We start from the raw sequence: 17,474 nt of genomic DNA, 5'->3' as shown, positions 1-17,474 counted from the left end.
GATCACTCGTCCCGATGGAAGATGCGCACGCTCGACAGCGACATCGAGGCCCCGTCCGGCAGATCGACCGCCGCTTTGCGCTCGAGCGTTTCGGCATCATAGGCCGCGATATTGCCGAGCGCGCCCGACAGGAAAATCGTCTTGTTGTCCTTGGAAACGTTGATCGAATAGTAGCTGTGGGGCAGCGGAACCCGCTTGATCGAGGCGCCCTTGGTCAGATCGAAGCTTTCGAGCACGTTGTAGACGCCATAGGCGCGGGTCTTGTCCGGGCTGACGGCGGTCGAGAAATAGAAAACATCCATCGTGCGCACATCGCGCATCACCATCTCGTCGCTTTCGAGGTCGAGCGTCAGAAGGCCGGTGCGGTAGGCCTCGGGATCGGCCGGATCCATCGCCTTTTTCGTCGTGTAGAAAGGCGTGACCATGACGCCGGAATTCTCGTGCTGGCTCCAGACATCGAGCACGTCGGGGATGTTGTAGGTCTCGGATTCCCACTGCGAAATCGTGCGCTCGTTGATCTGCTCGCCGCTCGTCGCGTCGAATGTGTACATGTTGCGGCCCATGCCGTGCAGCTTGGTGCCGTCGCGCGAAAACATCAAAAGCGTGATCTGGCGCGGCGCGGGAAAGGTCTTGATCGGGGTCAGATCCGCGGCGTTGAACAGCGTGATCTGGGTCGGCTGCACCTCGAAATGGGCGGCTTCGAGTTTGACGGGGCTTTGATAGGCCGCGACGGTCTTGCCGTCGGGCGAAAGCGCCAGACCGAACAGGTTCTTGACCCGCAAACCCGGTTGGCTGAGGTCGACGCGCGCCACCGTCTCGCCCGAAACGAGATCGACCTTGGCGATGCTTTCGGTCTTGTTGATCGAGACGAAGGCGAACTTGCCGGTCGGGTCGACGGTGGGCGTCATCGGCATCGGGCCGGCATCCGCGTCCAAGGTCACGACCTTTTCGACCGCCATTTTCTCTGTATCGACGACCACGAGCTTGTTGGGCCGTGCGGGCGCAAGGATATATTCGCGCGCCGAGACCTCGGCCCCCGCAAGCAGCGCGACAGAGGCGGCCAGCGCCGCGATTTTGCCGGATATCGTCATCGCATCAGCCTTTCGTCTCGGGGAAAACCGATTGCAGGTTGCGCCAGTCGCGCGTGAGGTTGTCGGCACCCTCGCTCCAGTCGGGATAGGTGTTGAGCGTGTCCGCGACCTGCGCGGGCCACCAGCAGGGATCGGCGCAGCCGTAAAGATCGGCCTCCATCGGCTGGCAGAGGTTGGCGACCGCGCCGAAAGCGTCGATCTCCCAACCCGGATCGAAAGAGGTCGTGCAACCGACCAGCGCGTTCATCGCGACGACCTCTTCCTCGCGGCCCTCGGCCTCGGCTTCGACAAAGGCTTTGGCCTTCGCATTGGCGGGGGTGAGATGTTTCATGCGGAAAAAGCCTCCTTGGCTGGGCCGGTTGCGGCGCGCGGGCTGGGATTGGGGCCGGAGTTGGGGCTGATGCTGGGGCCGGAGTTGGGTCGCGTCATCCGCGGTTCCAGCTGGTTGCGGAAGAAGGACGGATTGGCCTGCATGATGCGGACATAGGCCTCGAGGCCGAAGTCCACCCAGTCGCGCAACAGGTCGCAATAGTGATAGACCGGCGCGAAGGGATCGCCTTGGCGCGCATAGCTTTCGTGATAGCACCCCCCCGCGCAGATCGAGCGGATGCGGCAGGTCTTGCAGCCGAACTGGCTGCGGTCCTGCGCGCCCTCGATGAAGGCGGCGAGTTTGGGCACGTCGATACCCTTGTCGACATTGCCGTAGGTCGGCTGGTTGGAGCCGACGAAGCGGTGGCACAGATGCAGATCGCCGTCTTTGTCGACCGCCAGCATCCCCAGTCCCGCCCCGCAAGGCACCGCCTTTTTGGTGCCCTGCGCGATATCGGTCAGCAGCTGGTGCATATTGGAAAAGCCGATGTTCTCGCCACGGCAGGCGGCCTCGGTATAGCGGCGGCCAAGGGTTTTCATATCCTCGAACACCGCCTTCAGCGCATCGGTATCAAGGTTGAAAACCGCGATCGGGCCAGAGGTCGCGGGGCCGAAACCGACCTCGTGAAAGCCCAGATCGTATTTCAGGTGATCGTGGATCGCGATCACATCGGTCACGCCGCGCGTCAGCGTGACGCGCACGCCGACCGGCCGCGCGGTATAGCGCGACAGCAGCATCCGCACCTTTTGCGCCACGACATCATAAGTCCCGCGCCCGCCCACCGTCTTGCGGTTCGCGTCATGCAGCGCCTTGGGCCCGTCCATCGAAACCGTGATCGCGAAATTGTTGGCGTTGAACCAATCGACCATTTCCTCGGTCAGAAGCGTCGCATTGGTTGTCAGCGAGAAATCGACCGTCTTGCCGAATTCGGCGGCGCGCGGCACCGCATAGGCCACGACCTCGCGGATCAGCGGCATGTTCGACAAGGGCTCGCCGCCGAAAAAGACCACATTCAGGCGATCGCGGTCATAACCCTGTTTGAGCAGCAGCTCGAACGAGGCTTTCGCGGTCGCGAACTGCATCTTCTCGCCCTTGGAGGGGATCGCGAGATCTTCCTTGTAGCAATAGGTGCAGGCCAGATTGCAGCCTGTATTGACGTTCAAAATGATGGTCGAGAGCGGGATTTCCGTCACTTCGACGATCTTGCGCGGAATGTCGGGCGTCGCCGCATCGCGCAGGATATCGAGCGAGAGAAAGCTCTTGATGCAGTCGGCAAGGCTATCGGGGCTGTGCTGCGTGCCCAGCTCCTGCTGCATGATCGCCGCGCTGAACCGCTCGTGACGGCGCGACAGGTCGAAGACGTCGCGCGCGATCGGGTCCAGCTCGAACAGGCTGGTCGAGGGGACATGCATCAGCATGGCATGGCCGTCGACATCGACGCGGTGGGCGTTGTGGCGGATGAGGGTCAGGTCTCCCATTTCAATGCTCCCTTTACCGGATCGGCGCGTCGACGAAGCGCTGGACGGTCGCGTAAAGATGGGCCTCGGCACTCAGCACCTGCCCGCCTTCGCCGACTTCGGCGACGACCTTGAGGTTGCCGACGTTGTTCGTCGACATCGGACGTTCGGGGTTGGGACCTGCATCGGCGGGCATGAAGAGACCCTGCGCGTCGATCGTGCCCGCGAATTTGGTATCCTCCATCGCAAGCGCCGCCTCGTCGAAATTCTCGAGCCGCCAGCTCGCGGGCAGATAGCCGAGCGCGAGATCGTCTTCGGTGCCGGCCTGACCGTCCGCGCCGTTGATCCAGGCCATCGCCTCGAACTGGGCGGGGGTTTTCGGGATCGGGCCGCCGTTGCCGCCGATCCGCGCCAGCGTGAGCTCGGGGACGACGGTGATGCGGTCGATGCTGTCATAGGCCACAAGCGCGGCCTTCTGTACGCCCAGATCCAGCTCGATCGCGCGCGGGCTGCCGGTGGCGGTCAGGGTCAGCGTGATGCCTTCGGGCGTGGCGGCGGTTACGCTGCCGGTCACGCCCTCGGGCAGGGTAAGCCCGTCGCCGAGCGCGGGACCGGAGATGCGCACCTCGGTCGCCTCGCCGATCTTCAAACGCGGCGGGACCACCGCCAGAACCTGCGCGGCAGAGCCCGCCTTGACCGCCGAGATCCGCCCGCCGGTCACGTCATAGGTACGGTCGAACCAGCGGCCGGTGATCGAGCCGTCCTCGTTCAGGGCAAAGACCTGCCGGATCTCGGTCGTCCCGTCGCTCAGGCTCGCACGCCATTCGCCCGCGCCGATGATGCGGCCGGTGCCGGTAAAGCGGCGCTCGACTTCGCCCGAAAGCACCATCTCGACCGTATAATCGCGATCGGCCTTGGCAATGGTCAGCGTGCCCGTGTAATCGCCTTGCCCCGGTTGGCGGCCCGCCAAAATGTAGCTGCCCGACAGATCGCCGTCATAGGGTGCGGGGGCCTCGCCCATAGGATAGGTCGCGCTCAGAAAATCGTGGATCTCGGTCTGGGCGATGCCCCACCAGTCGCGGTCGCGCGCCAAAGCCTGATATTCCAGCGTCGGAAACTGGCCGAGATGGAAATTGATCAGATGCTCCCAATCCTCGGGCGTGCGGCGTTGCAGCGCGACACGCGCATAGGAATGGCAGCGCGAGCAGGTCTGGGTCATCAGCTCCGAGGGGCCCGCATCATTCGCGACCGGCTCGCGTTCGAGGATGTAGCGCAGGCCCTCGGTCTCGGCGACGCTCAGGCCGCGCGTGTCCGAGAGGTAGCGCACCACCGCCAGACGCTCCTCGTCCGAGAGCGCGACCTCATGGTTGCGCATCATCCGCACCACGGTCATGTCCCAGGCTTCGGGGGTTTTGCGCACCGCATCGATGCGGTCGATCTTGCCGTCCCCGCCCGTCGCATGGCAGGCGGCACAGGTGTTTTCCAGAACCTCTGCGCCGGTCACCGCGAAGGCCGGCAGGGCCAAAGTCGCGAAACCGAAAGCACAGCTGGAGGCAAGGGCGAGACGGGTGAGAGATGTCATCGGTCGGGCTTTCCTCTGGCTTGCGGGCGGCCCATTCCGGTTCCCGCCACTTGCTGTTTGCCTATGGGAGGCGAGGCGGGGCCGAATTTTCTTGTCATTACCGGCCAAAGTTGCGGCAATCTGACGCAGGGCTTTGCGCGGCGCGCCACTCTGGCCGCAAATGTCAGGCACAGGCGCGCGGGCTGGCCGAGGTTGGAGCGGAACGGCCACGCGGGACGGTCGGAACACGGCAGAAACGCGGACGAAGCGCGGTCGAAGCGACGGTCGAAGCGACGGGGCTCCTGCAACCGCGGGAGGCGGCAGAGATGGTGGGGGCGATGGAACAGGCGGGGGGCGATCTGGTCGTTCTGGGCGGCGGTCCGGCGGGTGCGGTGTCCGCCATCCTCGGGCTGCGCGACGGATTGCGCGTCACGCTGGTCAGCCCCGCCCCCGTTCCTTCGCGCGCCGGACGGCTCGAAGGGCTAAGCCCGCGCCTCCATCAATGGCTCGCGCGTGAAGGCCTTTTGAACGGGTTCGACGGCATTACCGGCCCCTTGCCACGCCGCGTCGATTGGGCGGGGATCAGCGGGAGCAACCGCGAATTCGTCGTCGACCGCGCCGCGCTGGACGCCCATCTTTGTGCGCTGGCCGAAGCGCGGGGCGCGCGGCGCGTGACAGGAACCGGACGGATCGTCGGCAGTGGCGAGAGTGCAAAGCGGTCGGTTCTTCTTTCCGACGGGCGCCGCGTCTTCCCCGACTGGATCATCGACGCGCGCGGCCGGAGTGCGCCGCGCATGGCCTCCGGCGCGGCCAGCCTTGGCCGCATGCCTGCGACCGTGGCGCTTTGCGGCTGGCTCGAGGGCGATGTTTCGGGGGTTGAAGCGGGGATCGCGCTTTGCGCTTTGCCTCAGGGCTGGCTCTGGCGCGTGGCCTTGCCAGACGGCAGGATCTGGGCGCAGTTTCTCGGCGATGCGGCCGACCCCGAACCCGCCCCCGCGCGCCTCGTCGCCGCAATTACTGCGGGCACAAGATGCGCGCCCGCGCCGACGCTGCGCCTTGCCGGTCCCTTGATCGCCCGCGAGGCGGCGCCGCGACTGCCCGCGCCGGTGACCGATCTGCGCTGTCTGCCGGTGGGCGATGCCTTTGCGGCAATGGATCCTTTGTCGGGGCATGGCCAGTTCTGGGCGGTATCGAGCGCGCTGGCCGCGGCCGCCGCGCGCCGCACCCTGACCGCCGATCCGGCATCAGAGGATCGCTGCCTGCGCTACCTGCGCGAACGGGCAGCGGAAACCGCATGGCGCATGGCACGGGTCGGGCGCGATTTTCTGGCGCTCGAAACGCGGTTCTCCGGCCAGCCCTTTTGGGCCGCGCGCCGCGCCTTGCCCGACAGCCTGCCCGCCCACGAAAGCCGCGAGGGCTTTGCCGTTGCGCAGGCGCTTGTCATCGATAACGGGCTGATCACCGAGCGCGAAGTGCTCAAGACCCCGTGCTCGCCCGCGGGAATAGGCTGGTTCGGCCGCCTGCCCGCACCCGAGATCTACCGTCTGGCGCAAGCAGGCCCCGAGGCTTTGCGCCAGCGTTTCGGACCGCAGGCAGAGGCGCTCTTGGCGGCCATCGAAAGCGAAAGGACGAGCCCGCACCAAAGGGTTGAAAACCCGTCCTAAATCTCCGGCGCGATCTCGAAACGCGGATCCTCGGCCCAGAGTTTCGGCGGCCATTTCGCCGGATCCGGCGTCGGGTCCTGACCGGGGCGGAAGCCGTCGAAACGCGGCTCGAACCCTTTGGATTTGACCCAATGCGCCAAGGCGTAACCCGTCCCCGAGGGCCAGCATTTGACCTCGGATGCCTTTTCCCAACGGTATTCGACCAGCTCGGGGGAAAGACGGACCTCACCCTCGACGCGCAGGTGATAGGCGACAATCACCTGATTCATCCGCAGGAATTCCCACGATCCCAGAACGCGCAATGCCTTGGTGCGCAGGCCGGTTTCCTCGAATGCCTCGCGGCAAACCCCCGCCTCGGGGGATTCGCCCGCCTCCATGAAGCCGGTGATCAGGCCGAACACACCTTCTTCCCAAAGCGCGTTGCGCGCGATCAGGACCTCGCCTTGGTCGTTCTCCAGAACCGCCGCCAGAACCGGCGTCGGATTGCCCCAATGGGTCCAGCCGCAATTGGCGCAACGCAGGCGCTCGGTCGGGCCGCTGTCCTCGTGAAGGGTGATCAGGGCCAGTTTATGGGCGCAATTGGGACAAAAACGCATCTCGAACGGGGCGGTCATGGGCGATCTCGGCAGCGAATAAAGGGGGCGGGAATGAACGGGAGGTAAAGCGGGCCCGCGACAGGATGCGGGCGCCTGCGCCGAGTTGTGACGCGAAACCGGCCGAGGTCAAGAGCCGCCCCCACTGTGCCCCCACCCGCTTTGCCCGAAGGGATCGCGGCGCGGCCCCATCCCCGAAATGCAGCGCGGGGGATGGGGGCCGGTCTTCGGCGGAGGCGCGCGGCCCCCGCAGGGTCCTTGCACGCAAAGACCCGAGCCCGACCGGCGCGCGGGGAGGCGGTGCCGGTCGGGAAAGCGGTTGCGGATCAGACGCGCTCGATCGCGATGGCGATGCCTTGGCCGACGCCGATGCACATGGTGGCCAGCGCGCGTTTTCCGCCGGTCTCCACCAGTTCGAGCGCGGCGGAGCCGGTGATGCGCGCCCCCGACATGCCGAGCGGATGGCCAAGCGCGATCGCGCCGCCGTTGCGGTTCACGCGGGCATCGTCATCGGCAATGCCCAGACGGCGCAGAGTGGCCAGACCTTGGCTCGCAAAGGCCTCGTTCAGCTCGATCACGTCGAAATCGGCCGGCGTCAGGCCCAGACGCGCCATCAGCTTTTCCGAGGCCGGCGCAGGGCCGATCCCCATGATGCGCGGCTCGACACCCGCCGTCGCCCCGCCAAGGATGCGCGCGATCGGGTTGAGCCCGTGGCGTTTGACCGCCTCGGCGCTGGCGATGATCAGCGCGGCCGCGCCGTCATTGACGCCTGACGCATTGCCCGCCGTGACGGAACCACCCTTGCGGAAAGGCGCTTTGAGACCGGCGAGAACCTCGATCGTCGTCGGGCGCGGATGTTCGTCGCGATCGACGATCTGGGGGTCGCCCTTGCGTTGGGAAATGGTGACCGGCGTGATCTCTCGCGCCAAGCGGCCATTGGCTTGGGCAGCAGCCGCCTTGTCCTGACTGCGCAGCGCGAATGCGTCCTGATCCTCGCGCGAGATTGCGAAATCCTCGGCCACGTTTTCGGCGGTTTCCGGCATGGAATCAACGCCGTATTGCGCCTTCATCAGCGGATTGACGAAGCGCCAGCCGATGGTGGTGTCGTGGATTTCCGCCGCGCGCGAAAAGGCGCTTTCGGCCTTGGGCATGACGAAAGGCGCGCGCGACATCGATTCCGCGCCGCCCGCGATCATCAGCTCGGCCTCGCCCGCCTTGATCGCGCGCGCCGCCATGATGATCGCATCCATCCCCGAGCCGCACAGCCGGTTGATCGTGGTGCCCGAAACCGAAACCGGCAGCCCCGCCAGAAGGCTCGACATCCGCGCGATGTTGCGGTTGTCCTCGCCCGCCTGATTGGCGCAACCGAAGATCACGTCGTCGACGGCCTCCCAATCAAGACCCGCGTGGCGCGCCATCAGCGCGCGCAGGGGGATCGCCCCCAGATCATCGGCGCGCACGCCCGACAAAGCCCCGCCGAAACGCCCGATCGGGGTCCGGATATAATCGCAAATGAAAACGTCGCGCATGGTCAAAGCTCCGGCACAATGAGATCGGCAACCGGCCCGTCCAGATGGAGCGGGGCGCCGGTCAGGGCTTGCAGGTCGTCGAAGGAGATCGAGGGCAGTTTCTCGCGCAGAACGAAGCGGCCGCCCTCGATGTCGATGACCGCAAGCGAGGTATAGACGCGCGTGACGCAGGCCACGCCCGTGAGGGGCAGCGTACAGGCCTTTAGCAGTTTCGGCTTGCCGTCCTTGGTGACGTGATCGGTGATCACCGCGACGCGTTTCGCGCCATGAACCAGATCCATCGCGCCGCCGACTGCAGGCACGCCTTTGGGTCCAACCGACCAATTCGCGAGGTCACCATTCTGCGCGACCTGATAGGCCCCGAGGATCGCCACATCGAGATGCCCGCCCCGCACCATCGCGAAACTGTCGGCATGATGGAAAAACGACGCGCCGGGCTTGAGCGTGATCGCCTTTTTGCCCGCGTTGATCAGATCCCAGTCCTCGGTGCCCGCCGCAGGGGCCTCGCCAAAGCCCAAAACGCCGTTTTCGGTGTGGAAAACCGCCTCGCGGCCCTTGGGCTGGAATTTCGCGACCATTTCGGGAAAGCCGATCCCGAGATTGACGTAAGCGCCGTCCTGAATGTCTTGCGCCGCGCGCCACGCGATCTGCGCATTGCCGAGTTTGATGGTCATGCCTGCACCTCCGGATAGCTGGCATTGGCGCGGTTGAGGGCCTCTTCCTGCGCGGGATCGGAGACTTCGATGATCGCATCGACGAAGATGCCCGGCGTGATGACGCTTTCGGGCTCGATCATGCCCGCCTCGACGGCGCGGCTGACCTGAACCACGGTGCGCGCGGCCGCCATCGCCATGATCGGCGCGAAATTGCGCGCGGCCATGCGGAAGGTCAGGTTGCCGTGGGCATCGCCGAGCTCTGCCTTGAGCAGCGCGAAATCGGCCTTGAGCCAGCGCTCCTGCACATAGGAACGCCCCTCGAATTCGGCGACGGGCTTGCCCTTGGCCAGATCGGTCCCGAAAGAGGTCGGCGTATAGAAAGCGGGAATGCCCGCGCCGCCTGCGCGGATACGCTCGGCCAAAGTGCCCTGCGGCACCAGTTCAAGCGCGATCTCGCCGGCCAGATATTTCGTGGTGAAGACCACCGGATCGGCCGAACGCGGGAAAGAGCAGATCATCTTGGCGACCATGCCCTGCTCGATCAGCGCGGCAATGCCGACGTGACCGTTGCCGGCGTTGTTGTTGATCACGGTCAGCGCCTTGGGGCTGCCGGTCGCGAGAAAGCGGTCGATCAGGGCATGGATCAGCTCGATCGGCGCGCCCGAGCCGCCAAATCCGCCGATCATTACCGTGGCCCCGTCAGGGATGCCGGCAACGGCCTCCTGCAGCGAGGCAATGCGCTTGTCCATTCTGTCCTCCGTCACTGTTGGCGCGATCTTGCGCCTTCCGGCGGGCAAGGCGAAGCCGGTTTGTGCGCATCTTGAACTTTGTTCAACTGGCGGGTAAATTTGTGCGCATGGTGAACAAAACCGATTTTATCGCCTCTTTGGGCAAGGGTCTGGCCGTGATCGAGGCCTTTCGCGCCGAATCGCCGCGCCTCGCGATTGCGGATGTGGCCGAGGCGACCGGCCTTGACCGCGCCACGGCGCGGCGCTGCCTGCTGACGCTGCACAGCCTCGGCTATGCCGATTACGACGGCAAATACTTCACGCTGACGCCGCGGGTTTTGCGGCTCGGCATGGGGGCTTTGGCCGCACTGCCTTTGGCGCAGATGGTGCAGCCCTGGCTCGACCAGCTGTCCGAACGGATCGGGCAATCGGTGTCGGTGTCGATCCGCGACGAGACCGAGATCGTCTATCTCGCCCGCGCGGCGCAGCGCAAAGTCATGTCGATCGGGCTTTTGCCCGGCTCGCGGCTTCCGGCACATTGCTCCTCGATGGGGCGGGTGCTGCTGGCCGCCCTGCCCGAGCCGGAAGCCCGCGCGCTGGTCGAGCGCTCGGACCTGTCGCCGCGCACGCCCTTCAGCCTGACCATGCCGGAAGAGATCTTCGCGCGGCTGCGGCAGATACGCCACGACGGTTATGCCGTCATCGATCAGGAGATCGAGCTGGGCCTGTGTTCGCTGGCGGTCCCACTTTACGACGGGCATGGCCGCGTGGTCGCGGCCCTGAACACCGGCGTCGCGAAAACGGCGGATATGCCGGCGCGACTGGTCGTCGATTATCTGCCCGCGCTACTCGGCGTGCAGGACGGGCTGCGGCGCATCATCCACTGAGCCACCGGAGCCTTCCGCGCCCGCGTGCCCCGCCACCAGATCGGCAAAGGCGCGCGCCGCGCGGGAAAAGTGGCGCTCGAGATGGCGCAGCTGCAAAAACGGGCGCGCATCGAGGGTAAAGGGCAGCGCGACCAGACGGCCCGCCTCGATCAGCGGACCCGCGACCAGACGCGGCACGACCCCCAGACAGGGGCTGTGTTCGACCGCCGAACAGACCGCCTCGTTGGTCGAAAACTCCATCATCACGCGCAGCGCGGCCGGATCGCCGCCCATGCGGCGCAGCTGGTCCTCGAAGCTCGAGCGTGTCCCCGAGCCGCTCTCGCGCATGACCCACAGCTGCGCGGCAAAGCCCTGACGCAGACGCGCGGGCGGACGGACGGCCCAGGGATGCGTGGGGGCGGCGATCAGGACGAGCTGGTCCTGCGCGACCGCCGAAACCGCGATCCGCGCGGCCTCGGGCCCGCTCAAACGGCTTTCGACCTCGCCCTCGACAAAGCCCAGATCACAGGCGCCACGCTGGACGGCATCGAGACATTGGCTGGTGTTTCCGACCGCGATGTCGAGATCGATCGCGGGATGCAAGGCTTTGTATTCCATAACGAAACGGGGCAGCCAATGGCTCGCGACCGTCTGGCTGGCAAAGATGCGCAGCGCCCCAATCCGAAGTCCCGAGAGATCGCCGAGCGTGGTTTCCGCATCCTGAACGCCTGCCAGAATCCCGCGCGCTTTCTCTTGCAGGATACGCCCCGCCTCGGTCAGCCGGATGCCGCGCCCGACGCGGTCGAACAGCGCCACCTGATGGGTGTTTTCCAGCGTCGCAATCGCGCCGCTCACCGCCGATTGCGTCAGATTGAGACGCCGCGCCGCCTCGGTGACATGTTCGAGTTCGGCGACCATCAGGAAAATGCGCAGCTGTTCAAAGGTCATCGCCCCATCCTTTTTCGCAACTGTGACCGAATTGCGGCGCGGCGCAAGCGCTCCGCGCCACCCGAATGCCATGCTGTACCGCTTGCGCATTTTGCGCTGGCCCTTTGCCCCCCGCCCCCCCATCCTGCGGCCGAAACGCCAAAAGAGGATGCGGTCATGTCTGAATTTGCAGGGAAACTGGTGGTCATTACGGGTGCGGCGCGCGGAATCGGCGCGGCGACTGCCCGCGCTTTTGCCGCCAAAGGTGCCAAACTCGGGCTGATATCGCGCGACAAGGCCGCGCTGGAGGCTTTGGCGGCCGAGACCGGCGGGCTGGCATTGCCCTGTGACGTGGCCGATGGTGCGGCGCTCGCCAAAGCGGTTGCCGAAGCCGAGGCGGCCTTCGGTCCGCTGGCGGTTCTCGTCAACAACGCCGGCATGATCGAGCCGGTCTCGCTTTTGTCCGAAACCGATCCCGAGGCTTTCGTCCGCGCGGTCTCCGTCAATTTCATCGGCGTTTTCAACGGGATGCGCGCAGCGATGCCCGGCATGATCGCGCGCGGAGAAGGCACGATCCTGACGGTGAGTTCGGGCGCGGCCCATAATCCCTACGAGGGGTGGTCGGCCTATTGTTCCTCGAAGGCGGGCGCATGGATGCTGAGCCAGAGCGCCCATCTCGAGGCGGCCTCGAAGGGGCTGCGCATCCTCTCGCTCTCGCCCGGCACGGTTGCGACCGATATGCAGCGCGTGATCAAGGCGACGGGGGTCAATCCGGTCAGCCAGCTCGAATGGTCCGATCACGTCCCGCCCGAATGGCCGGCGCAGGCGATCGTCTGGCTCTGCGGCGACGGCGGGGCGGATTATGCCGGGCGCGAGACCTCGCTGCGCGACGAGGATCTGCGCCGCAAGATCGGACTGATCTGAGGCGGAACAGCGGATGGAACGGGGGCTTCGGCCCCCTAGCCCTGCTGCTCGTTGCGCCCGATCCGCGCCAGCAGGATCACCGGCAGAATGCCCACGACGACAATCGCCAGCGCGGCAATCGAGGCCTCCTCATAGGTGCCGCGCGCGGCCTCGCCGTAAAGATGGGTGGCCAGCGTCTCGAAATTGAGCGGGCGCAGCAGCAGCGTCGCCGACAATTCCTTCATGCAATCGACGAAAACCAGCAGCCCCGCCGCCGCGATCGCCGCCTTGGACAGCGGCAGATGGACGTGGCGGAAGGTGCCCGTCAGGCTGTGGCCGAGCGTGCGCGCGGCCTGATCGTAGCTGCGCGGGATGCGGGTCAGACCCGCCTCGACCGAGCCGACCGAAATCGCGAGGAACCGCGCGAGATAGGCATAGCCCAAAGCCGCCCCCGAGCCGATCAGCAAAAGGCCGGTCGAGACGCCCAGCCATTCCCGCGCCTGCGCGTCGAGAAAGCGGTCGAAACCCGCCGTGGCGATCAGGATGCCGAGCGCCAGCACCGTCCCCGGCATGGCATAGCCGAGCGTCGAGATGCGCGAGACCGCCTGCATTCCCCGCTGCGGATAGGAGCGCGCGGCAAAGGCTACGACCAGCCCGCAGACCAGCACCGCGACCGTCGCCAACGCCGAGAGGGTGAAGGTATTGCGCGCCTCGATCAGCAATTTCCCCGAGAGGCCCGCGAACTGGAACCGCTTCCATGCCTCGACCGCGAGATAGCCGGCGGGCAGCAGAAAGCCGAAAACCACGGGCAGAAGCCCGAGGACCAGCGCCAGAGCGGCGGCTTTGCCCTTGAGCGGCTTTGGCGCGAAGCTGCGGGCACGCTGCGCGGTGATGCTGTAGCGCTGGCGCCGGCGCGCCCACCGCTCGAGCGAGACCAGCGCGATCACCAGCACGATCATCGCCAGCGCGATTTGCGCCGCGCCCGGCAGATCCGAACGCGTGACCCAGGTGGTATAGATCGACACCGTCAGCGAGCGCACGCCGAGAAATTCGGAGGCGCCGATGTCGTTGAGCGTCTCCATCAGGGCAAGGCTGACCCCGACCGCGACGGCGGGGCGCGCAAGCGGCATGGCCACGCGCCAAAAGATCGCGCGGCGGCGGATGCCCAAAGTGCGCGCGACCTCGACCAGATTGGCGGCCTGCGTCATGAACATCGCGCGGACCGGCAGGTAGACATAGGGGTAAAGCACGAGGCTGAGCAGGATGATCGCCCCGCTCATCGAGCGGATGTCGGGCAGGCGGAACTGGCGCGGGCTGTCGTAACCCAAAACCGCGCGCACCCCCGACTGCACCGGCCCAAGCGGGTGCAGCAGGTCGAGATAGGCATAGGCCACGATATAGGTCGGCACCGCCAAAGGCAGCAAAAGCGCCCATTCGAGCACCCGTTTGCCCTTGAAATCATAGGCCGTGACCAGCCATGCCGCCCCCGTCCCGATCGCGGCGACCAAAACCCCCACTCCCGCCATGAGGATCGCGGTCTGGGACAGCGCATGGGGAAGCACAAAGCGCGCGAGATGCGACCAGAGCCCCGCCGAGCCCTGAAGCGCCTGCCACAGCAGCGCCGCGACCGGCACCATGACCAGCGCCGCGATCACGAAGCTCGCAAACAGCCAAACCCTTCCGCGGCTGCGGAAGGGTTTGGAACGGGCGGCGCTGGCCGCGGAAATTTCGCTCTGAGACATCATCGCCCGAATGCAGAAAGGCGGCACCTCGCGGCACCGCCTCCGACGTTATCCGCCGTAATCAGTTGTCGAAGCCAACTTTGTCGACCAGCTCGCTGGCTTCCTTGCGGTTCTTGACGATCTCGGTCAACGGGGTGCTGTCGATCTTCAGCGTGCCGAAGGAAGCGACGATCGGGTCGATTTCGGCATTCGGGTTGACCGGATATTCGAAATTCGCCTCGCCGTAGATCTTCTGCGCCTCGTCCGATGCCAGATATTCGATCAACTGGACGGCCTGATCGCGGTTGGGTGCATTCTTGGCAACGGCCGCGCCCGAGATGTTCACATGGGTGCCGCCGTCGGCGAAGGTCGGCAGAACGACCTTGATCGCATCGCCCCATGCGCGCTGTTCGTCGCCGCCTTTGCCCGAGCGCATCAGCCCGACGTAATAGGAGTTCGCAACAGCGATATCGCAGATGCCGCCGAGGATGTCCTTGGCACCGTCGCGGTCGCCGCCACCCGCCTGACGCGCGAGATTGGCCTTGAGGCCGGTCAGCCATTCCTCGGTCTGGGCCGCGTCGTGATGCGTGAGGAAGGCCGAGATCAGGCCGGTGTTATAGGGGTGCTGGCCCGAACGGATGCAGACTTTGCCCTTCCATTTCGGATCGGCCAGCTCTTCATAGGTGATCGCGTCCAGATCGAGATCCTTGGCCGCATAGACGACGCGGGCGCGCATCGACAAAGCGAACCACTGGTTGCCCGGATCGCGCAGGTTTTCCGGAACAGCCGCGCTGAGCGCCTCGGATTCGACCGGCTGGGTCAGGCCCTTTTCGACCAGATCGACCAGATTGCCGACATCGACCGCCATCAACACATCGGCGGGCGAGCTTGCGCCTTCCGAAGCGACACGCTCCGCCAGACCATCCTTGAGGAAGACGGTATTCACCTTGACGCCGGTCTTGGTGGTGAAGGCTTCGAGCAGCGGCTCGACCAGACCCGGCTCGCGCGAGGTATAGAGGTTCAGCTCTTGCGCGGCGAGACTACCGGCGGAACCGGCCATGACGGCGCCGGCCAGAAGAAGACGCGACAGATTGCGATCGAAGATCATGAGGAAACCTCTGAGGGGATGGGTGACAATTTTACTTGGACGTGATGCTCTTATATCTTAGAGCTTTAATCAAGATTGACCGTTCTGGGACAAAATGTCGCATCCCGAAACCCGCCTGTCGCGCCCTTTGGCCAAGCGGATGCGCGGCCCGCGACGGATTGCGGCGATCAGCCTTCGGGCCGCGGCTGGGCCGGATCGGCAAAGACATGGACCTGCGCCCCGTTCAGCCGCAGGCTGACGCGCGCGCCGACCTCCATCGGGATGCGGAAATGGCTGTGCATGCGCAGGGGCGCGCCGAGCGGATGGACCTGAATGTCGATCTGCTCGCTCTCGCCGATGAAGGTTTTCCCCAGCACCCGCGCCGAAATCCCCGCCCCATCCGGCTCGATCGACAGCGCTTGCGGGCGGATGCAGGCCAAAGCGAGCGTCCCGTCCGGCAGGTCGAGATTGCCCGGAAAGGCCCCGATCGGGGTTTCGAGCATCCCCTGCGACCAGATCCCCGTCAGCCGGTTGCACGGCCCCATGAATTCGGCGGCATAGGGCGAGACGGGGTTGTCGTAGATCGCGAAAGGGCTCGCGACCTGCTCGATGGTACCCTCGCGCATCAGCACGATGAGATCGCCGACCGCCAGAGCCTCTTGCGGATCATGGGTGACGATGATCGCGGTCGCGCCAAGCGCGCGCAGGGTCTGGACGGTCTCGCGCCGGACCTTCTCGCGCAGGCCCTGATCGAGATTGGAGAAAGGCTCGTCCATCAGCAGGATCGCGGGCTTGGGCGCCATGGCGCGGGCAAGGGCCACGCGCTGCTGCTCGCCCCCCGAAAGCGAATGCGGGAAACGGCCGCGCAAATGGCCGATGCTGATGCGCTCGGCGACTTCGGCAACGCGGGCATCGCGCTCGGCGCGCGACAGGTGGCGCAGGCCGAAGGCGAGGTTGTCGTCCACGCTCAGATGCGGAAACAGCGCGTAATCCTGAAACATGAAGCCGATGGCGCGGTCTTCGGGCTCGATGAAGGTACGCGGCCCGACGATCTCCCGACCGCCCATGCGGATGCGGCCGCCATCCGGCGCATCGACCCCCGCGAGCAGGCGCAAAAGCGTCGATTTCCCAGAGCCCGATTCCCCCAGCAGGCAGGTGATCTTGCCTTCGGGCACAGCCAAGGTGATGTCGGAGAGAACCTCGCGCGCGCCGAACCGGCGCACGAGGCCGTCGATTTCCAAGGCGATGCGACCGGCTTCGGACATGTCTGCCATCCTCGTTACCCCATAGCTCCGGCCGCGACGGCCCGTCCGGTCGACCGCCTGCCGCCTGCCCTCGGGCCTGCGGCGGTGAAGCCGAGTGTTTTTGTTCCATACTGGGGAAGCATGGCCCCCGTCCAGTCACTGCTTGCCGCGCGCGCCCAAGCCTGTCGCGCCCGAAAGTCGCGCTCGCGGCAAGCCGCAAAGGTGGGTATGATGATGGCCGACGACAACCATCCGGCTTGTGCCGCCCCGCACGGAAAGAGCGACCATGCGCATCAATGACGATTTCGACCGGCCGGTTCTGGTCCAGGGCGCGGCGCTCGACTGGATCCCCAGCCCTGCGGCAGGGGTCGACAGGCGGATGCTCTTCCGGATCGGGGACGAGGTTGCCCGCGCCACCTCGATCGTGCGCTATGCCCCCGGCAGCAGCTTTCCGCGCCATATCCATTCGGGCGGCGAGGAGATCCTCGTCCTCGAAGGCACCTTTCAGGACGAGCACGGAGACTATCCGGCGGGCAGCTATTTCCGCAATCCGCCCGGCACCGGCCATGTGCCTGCGGCCGAAGACGGCTGCGTGATCTTCGTGCGGCTCTGGCAATATCGCGCGGGCGATGCGGTCCAGATCGTGCGCCAACCCGGCGAGGGCGAGGAGCTCGCGCCCCGTTCGGGCGAGACCCGCCTGCGCCGCCTCTTTGCCGACGGGGCCGAAGAGGTCCGCATCGGCGATTGGGCCGCAGGGGCCGACATCGCGATCGACAATCCGCGCGGGCTGGAATTCATCGTCATCACAGGCGGCGCCACCGTCAGAGGCGCGCTTGGCGGGAACGAGACCCTGCGCCCGCAAAGCTGGGGCCGCCTGCCCGCAGGCCAACCCCTGAGCGCGGTTGCGGGACCAGAGGGCGTCTCGATCTGGATCAAGGACGGCGCGCTGCTGCATCCCGATGTACTGACCCTGCCCGGGACCTAGGCCCCTTTCGCAGCCCCTCAAGCCCCATTGCCGCATGAAACCGCGCGCAGGATTTTGCCTGCACGCGGACGAAGTCGTTGGCGATTTCCGAC

16 protein-coding genes are annotated in these 17,474 nt (G+C 65.9%); 4 read left to right on the top strand and 12 right to left on the bottom strand.

The window, feature by feature from the left end:
• Positions 1–2 precede the first annotated feature (2 nt).
• The 4 genes from peaD to peaA are packed head-to-tail and all read right to left on the bottom strand — an operon-like array spanning position 3 to position 4,500.
• A complete protein-coding gene (gene peaD, locus ACFFUC_RS16175) occupies positions 3–1,091 on the bottom strand; it encodes a quinohemoprotein amine dehydrogenase subunit beta (protein WP_377687890.1) in 1,089 nt (362 codons plus the stop codon).
• A 4-nt stretch (positions 1,092–1,095) separates the two neighbouring features.
• Positions 1,096–1,422, bottom strand: coding sequence for a quinohemoprotein amine dehydrogenase subunit gamma (qhpC, locus tag ACFFUC_RS16170; RefSeq protein ID WP_377687889.1), 327 nt, complete (start codon positions 1,420–1,422; stop codon positions 1,096–1,098).
• Positions 1,419–2,939 carry a quinohemoprotein amine dehydrogenase maturation protein gene (gene peaB, locus ACFFUC_RS16165; protein WP_377687888.1) on the bottom strand — a complete coding sequence of 507 codons (1,521 nt, stop codon included), beginning with the start codon at positions 2,937–2,939 and terminating at the stop codon, positions 1,419–1,421. The genes qhpC and peaB overlap by 4 nt, the downstream gene beginning before the upstream one ends.
• A 13-nt stretch (positions 2,940–2,952) precedes the next feature.
• A complete protein-coding gene (gene peaA / locus ACFFUC_RS16160) occupies positions 2,953–4,500 on the bottom strand; it encodes a quinohemoprotein amine dehydrogenase subunit alpha (RefSeq protein WP_377687887.1) in 1,548 nt (515 codons plus the stop codon).
• A 305-nt stretch (positions 4,501–4,805) separates the two neighbouring features.
• Here peaA and qhpG point away from each other — a divergent pair, with 305 nt between their 5' ends.
• The gene (gene qhpG, locus ACFFUC_RS16155; protein ID WP_377687885.1) at positions 4,806–6,143 is read left to right on the top strand and encodes a flavin-dependent monooxygenase QhpG; all 1,338 of its coding nucleotides are present in this window, start codon (positions 4,806–4,808) and stop codon (positions 6,141–6,143) included.
• Here the strand turns inward: qhpG and ACFFUC_RS16150 are convergent.
• The 4 genes from ACFFUC_RS16150 to ACFFUC_RS16135 all read right to left on the bottom strand — a co-directional run bounded on the left by ACFFUC_RS16150 (position 6,140) and on the right by ACFFUC_RS16135 (position 9,670).
• Positions 6,140–6,757 carry an NUDIX domain-containing protein gene (locus ACFFUC_RS16150; protein ID WP_377687883.1) on the bottom strand — a complete coding sequence of 206 codons (618 nt, stop codon included), beginning with the start codon at positions 6,755–6,757 and terminating at the stop codon, positions 6,140–6,142. The genes qhpG and ACFFUC_RS16150 overlap by 4 nt on opposite strands.
• Before the next feature lie 305 nt (positions 6,758–7,062).
• Positions 7,063–8,265, bottom strand: coding sequence for a 3-oxoadipyl-CoA thiolase (gene pcaF / locus ACFFUC_RS16145; protein ID WP_377687882.1), 1,203 nt, complete (start codon positions 8,263–8,265; stop codon positions 7,063–7,065).
• Positions 8,266–8,267: 2 nt separating this feature from the next.
• A complete protein-coding gene (locus tag ACFFUC_RS16140) occupies positions 8,268–8,939 on the bottom strand; it encodes a 3-oxoacid CoA-transferase subunit B (protein ID WP_377687881.1) in 672 nt (223 codons plus the stop codon).
• Entirely contained in the window at positions 8,936–9,670 is a 735-nt protein-coding gene (locus tag ACFFUC_RS16135) for a 3-oxoacid CoA-transferase subunit A (protein ID WP_377687880.1), read from the bottom strand. The genes ACFFUC_RS16140 and ACFFUC_RS16135 overlap by 4 nt, the downstream gene beginning before the upstream one ends.
• A 107-nt stretch (positions 9,671–9,777) precedes the next feature.
• Between ACFFUC_RS16135 and ACFFUC_RS16130 the strand changes: the two genes are divergently transcribed.
• Complete coding sequence (locus tag ACFFUC_RS16130; protein WP_377687879.1) at positions 9,778–10,536, top strand: IclR family transcriptional regulator domain-containing protein; 759 nt, start codon at positions 9,778–9,780, stop codon at positions 10,534–10,536.
• Here the strand turns inward: ACFFUC_RS16130 and ACFFUC_RS16125 are convergent.
• On the bottom strand, positions 10,495–11,463 hold the full coding sequence (locus ACFFUC_RS16125; RefSeq protein WP_377687878.1) for a LysR family transcriptional regulator: 969 nt from the start codon (positions 11,461–11,463) through the stop codon (positions 10,495–10,497). The genes ACFFUC_RS16130 and ACFFUC_RS16125 overlap by 42 nt on opposite strands.
• Positions 11,464–11,619: 156 nt before the next feature.
• Here ACFFUC_RS16125 and ACFFUC_RS16120 point away from each other — a divergent pair, with 156 nt between their 5' ends.
• Positions 11,620–12,366, top strand: a complete 747-nt coding sequence (locus tag ACFFUC_RS16120; protein WP_377687877.1) for an SDR family oxidoreductase — start codon at positions 11,620–11,622, stop codon at positions 12,364–12,366.
• Between the two features lie 35 nt (positions 12,367–12,401).
• On the opposite strand, the gene ACFFUC_RS16115 is transcribed toward ACFFUC_RS16120, so the two are convergent.
• The 3 genes from ACFFUC_RS16115 to ACFFUC_RS16105 all read right to left on the bottom strand — a co-directional run bounded on the left by ACFFUC_RS16115 (position 12,402) and on the right by ACFFUC_RS16105 (position 16,418).
• Positions 12,402–14,087 carry an ABC transporter permease gene (locus tag ACFFUC_RS16115; protein WP_377687875.1) on the bottom strand — a complete coding sequence of 562 codons (1,686 nt, stop codon included), beginning with the start codon at positions 14,085–14,087 and terminating at the stop codon, positions 12,402–12,404.
• 61 nt (positions 14,088–14,148) lie between these two features.
• Positions 14,149–15,174 carry a Fe(3+) ABC transporter substrate-binding protein gene (locus ACFFUC_RS16110; protein WP_377687874.1) on the bottom strand — a complete coding sequence of 342 codons (1,026 nt, stop codon included), beginning with the start codon at positions 15,172–15,174 and terminating at the stop codon, positions 14,149–14,151.
• 167 nt (positions 15,175–15,341) lie between these two features.
• Positions 15,342–16,418 carry an ABC transporter ATP-binding protein gene (locus tag ACFFUC_RS16105; protein WP_377687873.1) on the bottom strand — a complete coding sequence of 359 codons (1,077 nt, stop codon included), beginning with the start codon at positions 16,416–16,418 and terminating at the stop codon, positions 15,342–15,344.
• 265 nt (positions 16,419–16,683) lie between these two features.
• On the opposite strand from ACFFUC_RS16105, the gene ACFFUC_RS16100 reads away from it, so the two are divergent.
• Positions 16,684–17,382, top strand: coding sequence for a cupin domain-containing protein (locus tag ACFFUC_RS16100; protein WP_377687872.1), 699 nt, complete (start codon positions 16,684–16,686; stop codon positions 17,380–17,382).
• Positions 17,383–17,474: the final 92 nt, after the last annotated feature.

The organism is Paracoccus cavernae, assembly GCF_042430175.1.
Classification (GTDB): Bacteria; Pseudomonadota; Alphaproteobacteria; order Rhodobacterales; family Rhodobacteraceae; genus Paracoccus; species Paracoccus cavernae.
This window is presented reverse-complemented; position numbering and strand designations above follow the sequence as displayed.

Excerpts from the sequence above, each read along its gene's own strand:
- peaD (WP_377687890.1), bottom strand. The coding sequence starts at position 1,091 with ATGACGATATCCGGCAAAATCGCGGCGCTGGCCGCCTCTGTCGCGCTG.
- qhpC (WP_377687889.1), bottom strand. The coding sequence starts at position 1,422 with ATGAAACATCTCACCCCCGCCAATGCGAAGGCCAAAGCCTTTGTCGAA.
- peaB (WP_377687888.1), bottom strand. The coding sequence starts at position 2,939 with ATGGGAGACCTGACCCTCATCCGCCACAACGCCCACCGCGTCGATGTC.
- peaA (WP_377687887.1), bottom strand. The coding sequence starts at position 4,500 with ATGACATCTCTCACCCGTCTCGCCCTTGCCTCCAGCTGTGCTTTCGGT.
- qhpG (WP_377687885.1), top strand. The coding sequence starts at position 4,806 with ATGGTGGGGGCGATGGAACAGGCGGGGGGCGATCTGGTCGTTCTGGGC.
- ACFFUC_RS16150 (WP_377687883.1), bottom strand. The coding sequence starts at position 6,757 with ATGACCGCCCCGTTCGAGATGCGTTTTTGTCCCAATTGCGCCCATAAA.
- pcaF (WP_377687882.1), bottom strand. The coding sequence starts at position 8,265 with ATGCGCGACGTTTTCATTTGCGATTATATCCGGACCCCGATCGGGCGT.
- ACFFUC_RS16140 (WP_377687881.1), bottom strand. The coding sequence starts at position 8,939 with ATGACCATCAAACTCGGCAATGCGCAGATCGCGTGGCGCGCGGCGCAA.
- ACFFUC_RS16135 (WP_377687880.1), bottom strand. The coding sequence starts at position 9,670 with ATGGACAAGCGCATTGCCTCGCTGCAGGAGGCCGTTGCCGGCATCCCT.
- ACFFUC_RS16130 (WP_377687879.1), top strand. The coding sequence starts at position 9,778 with ATGGTGAACAAAACCGATTTTATCGCCTCTTTGGGCAAGGGTCTGGCC.
- ACFFUC_RS16125 (WP_377687878.1), bottom strand. The coding sequence starts at position 11,463 with ATGACCTTTGAACAGCTGCGCATTTTCCTGATGGTCGCCGAACTCGAA.
- ACFFUC_RS16120 (WP_377687877.1), top strand. The coding sequence starts at position 11,620 with ATGTCTGAATTTGCAGGGAAACTGGTGGTCATTACGGGTGCGGCGCGC.
- ACFFUC_RS16115 (WP_377687875.1), bottom strand. The coding sequence starts at position 14,087 with ATGTCTCAGAGCGAAATTTCCGCGGCCAGCGCCGCCCGTTCCAAACCC.
- ACFFUC_RS16110 (WP_377687874.1), bottom strand. The coding sequence starts at position 15,174 with ATGATCTTCGATCGCAATCTGTCGCGTCTTCTTCTGGCCGGCGCCGTC.
- ACFFUC_RS16105 (WP_377687873.1), bottom strand. The coding sequence starts at position 16,418 with ATGTCCGAAGCCGGTCGCATCGCCTTGGAAATCGACGGCCTCGTGCGC.
- ACFFUC_RS16100 (WP_377687872.1), top strand. The coding sequence starts at position 16,684 with ATGCGCATCAATGACGATTTCGACCGGCCGGTTCTGGTCCAGGGCGCG.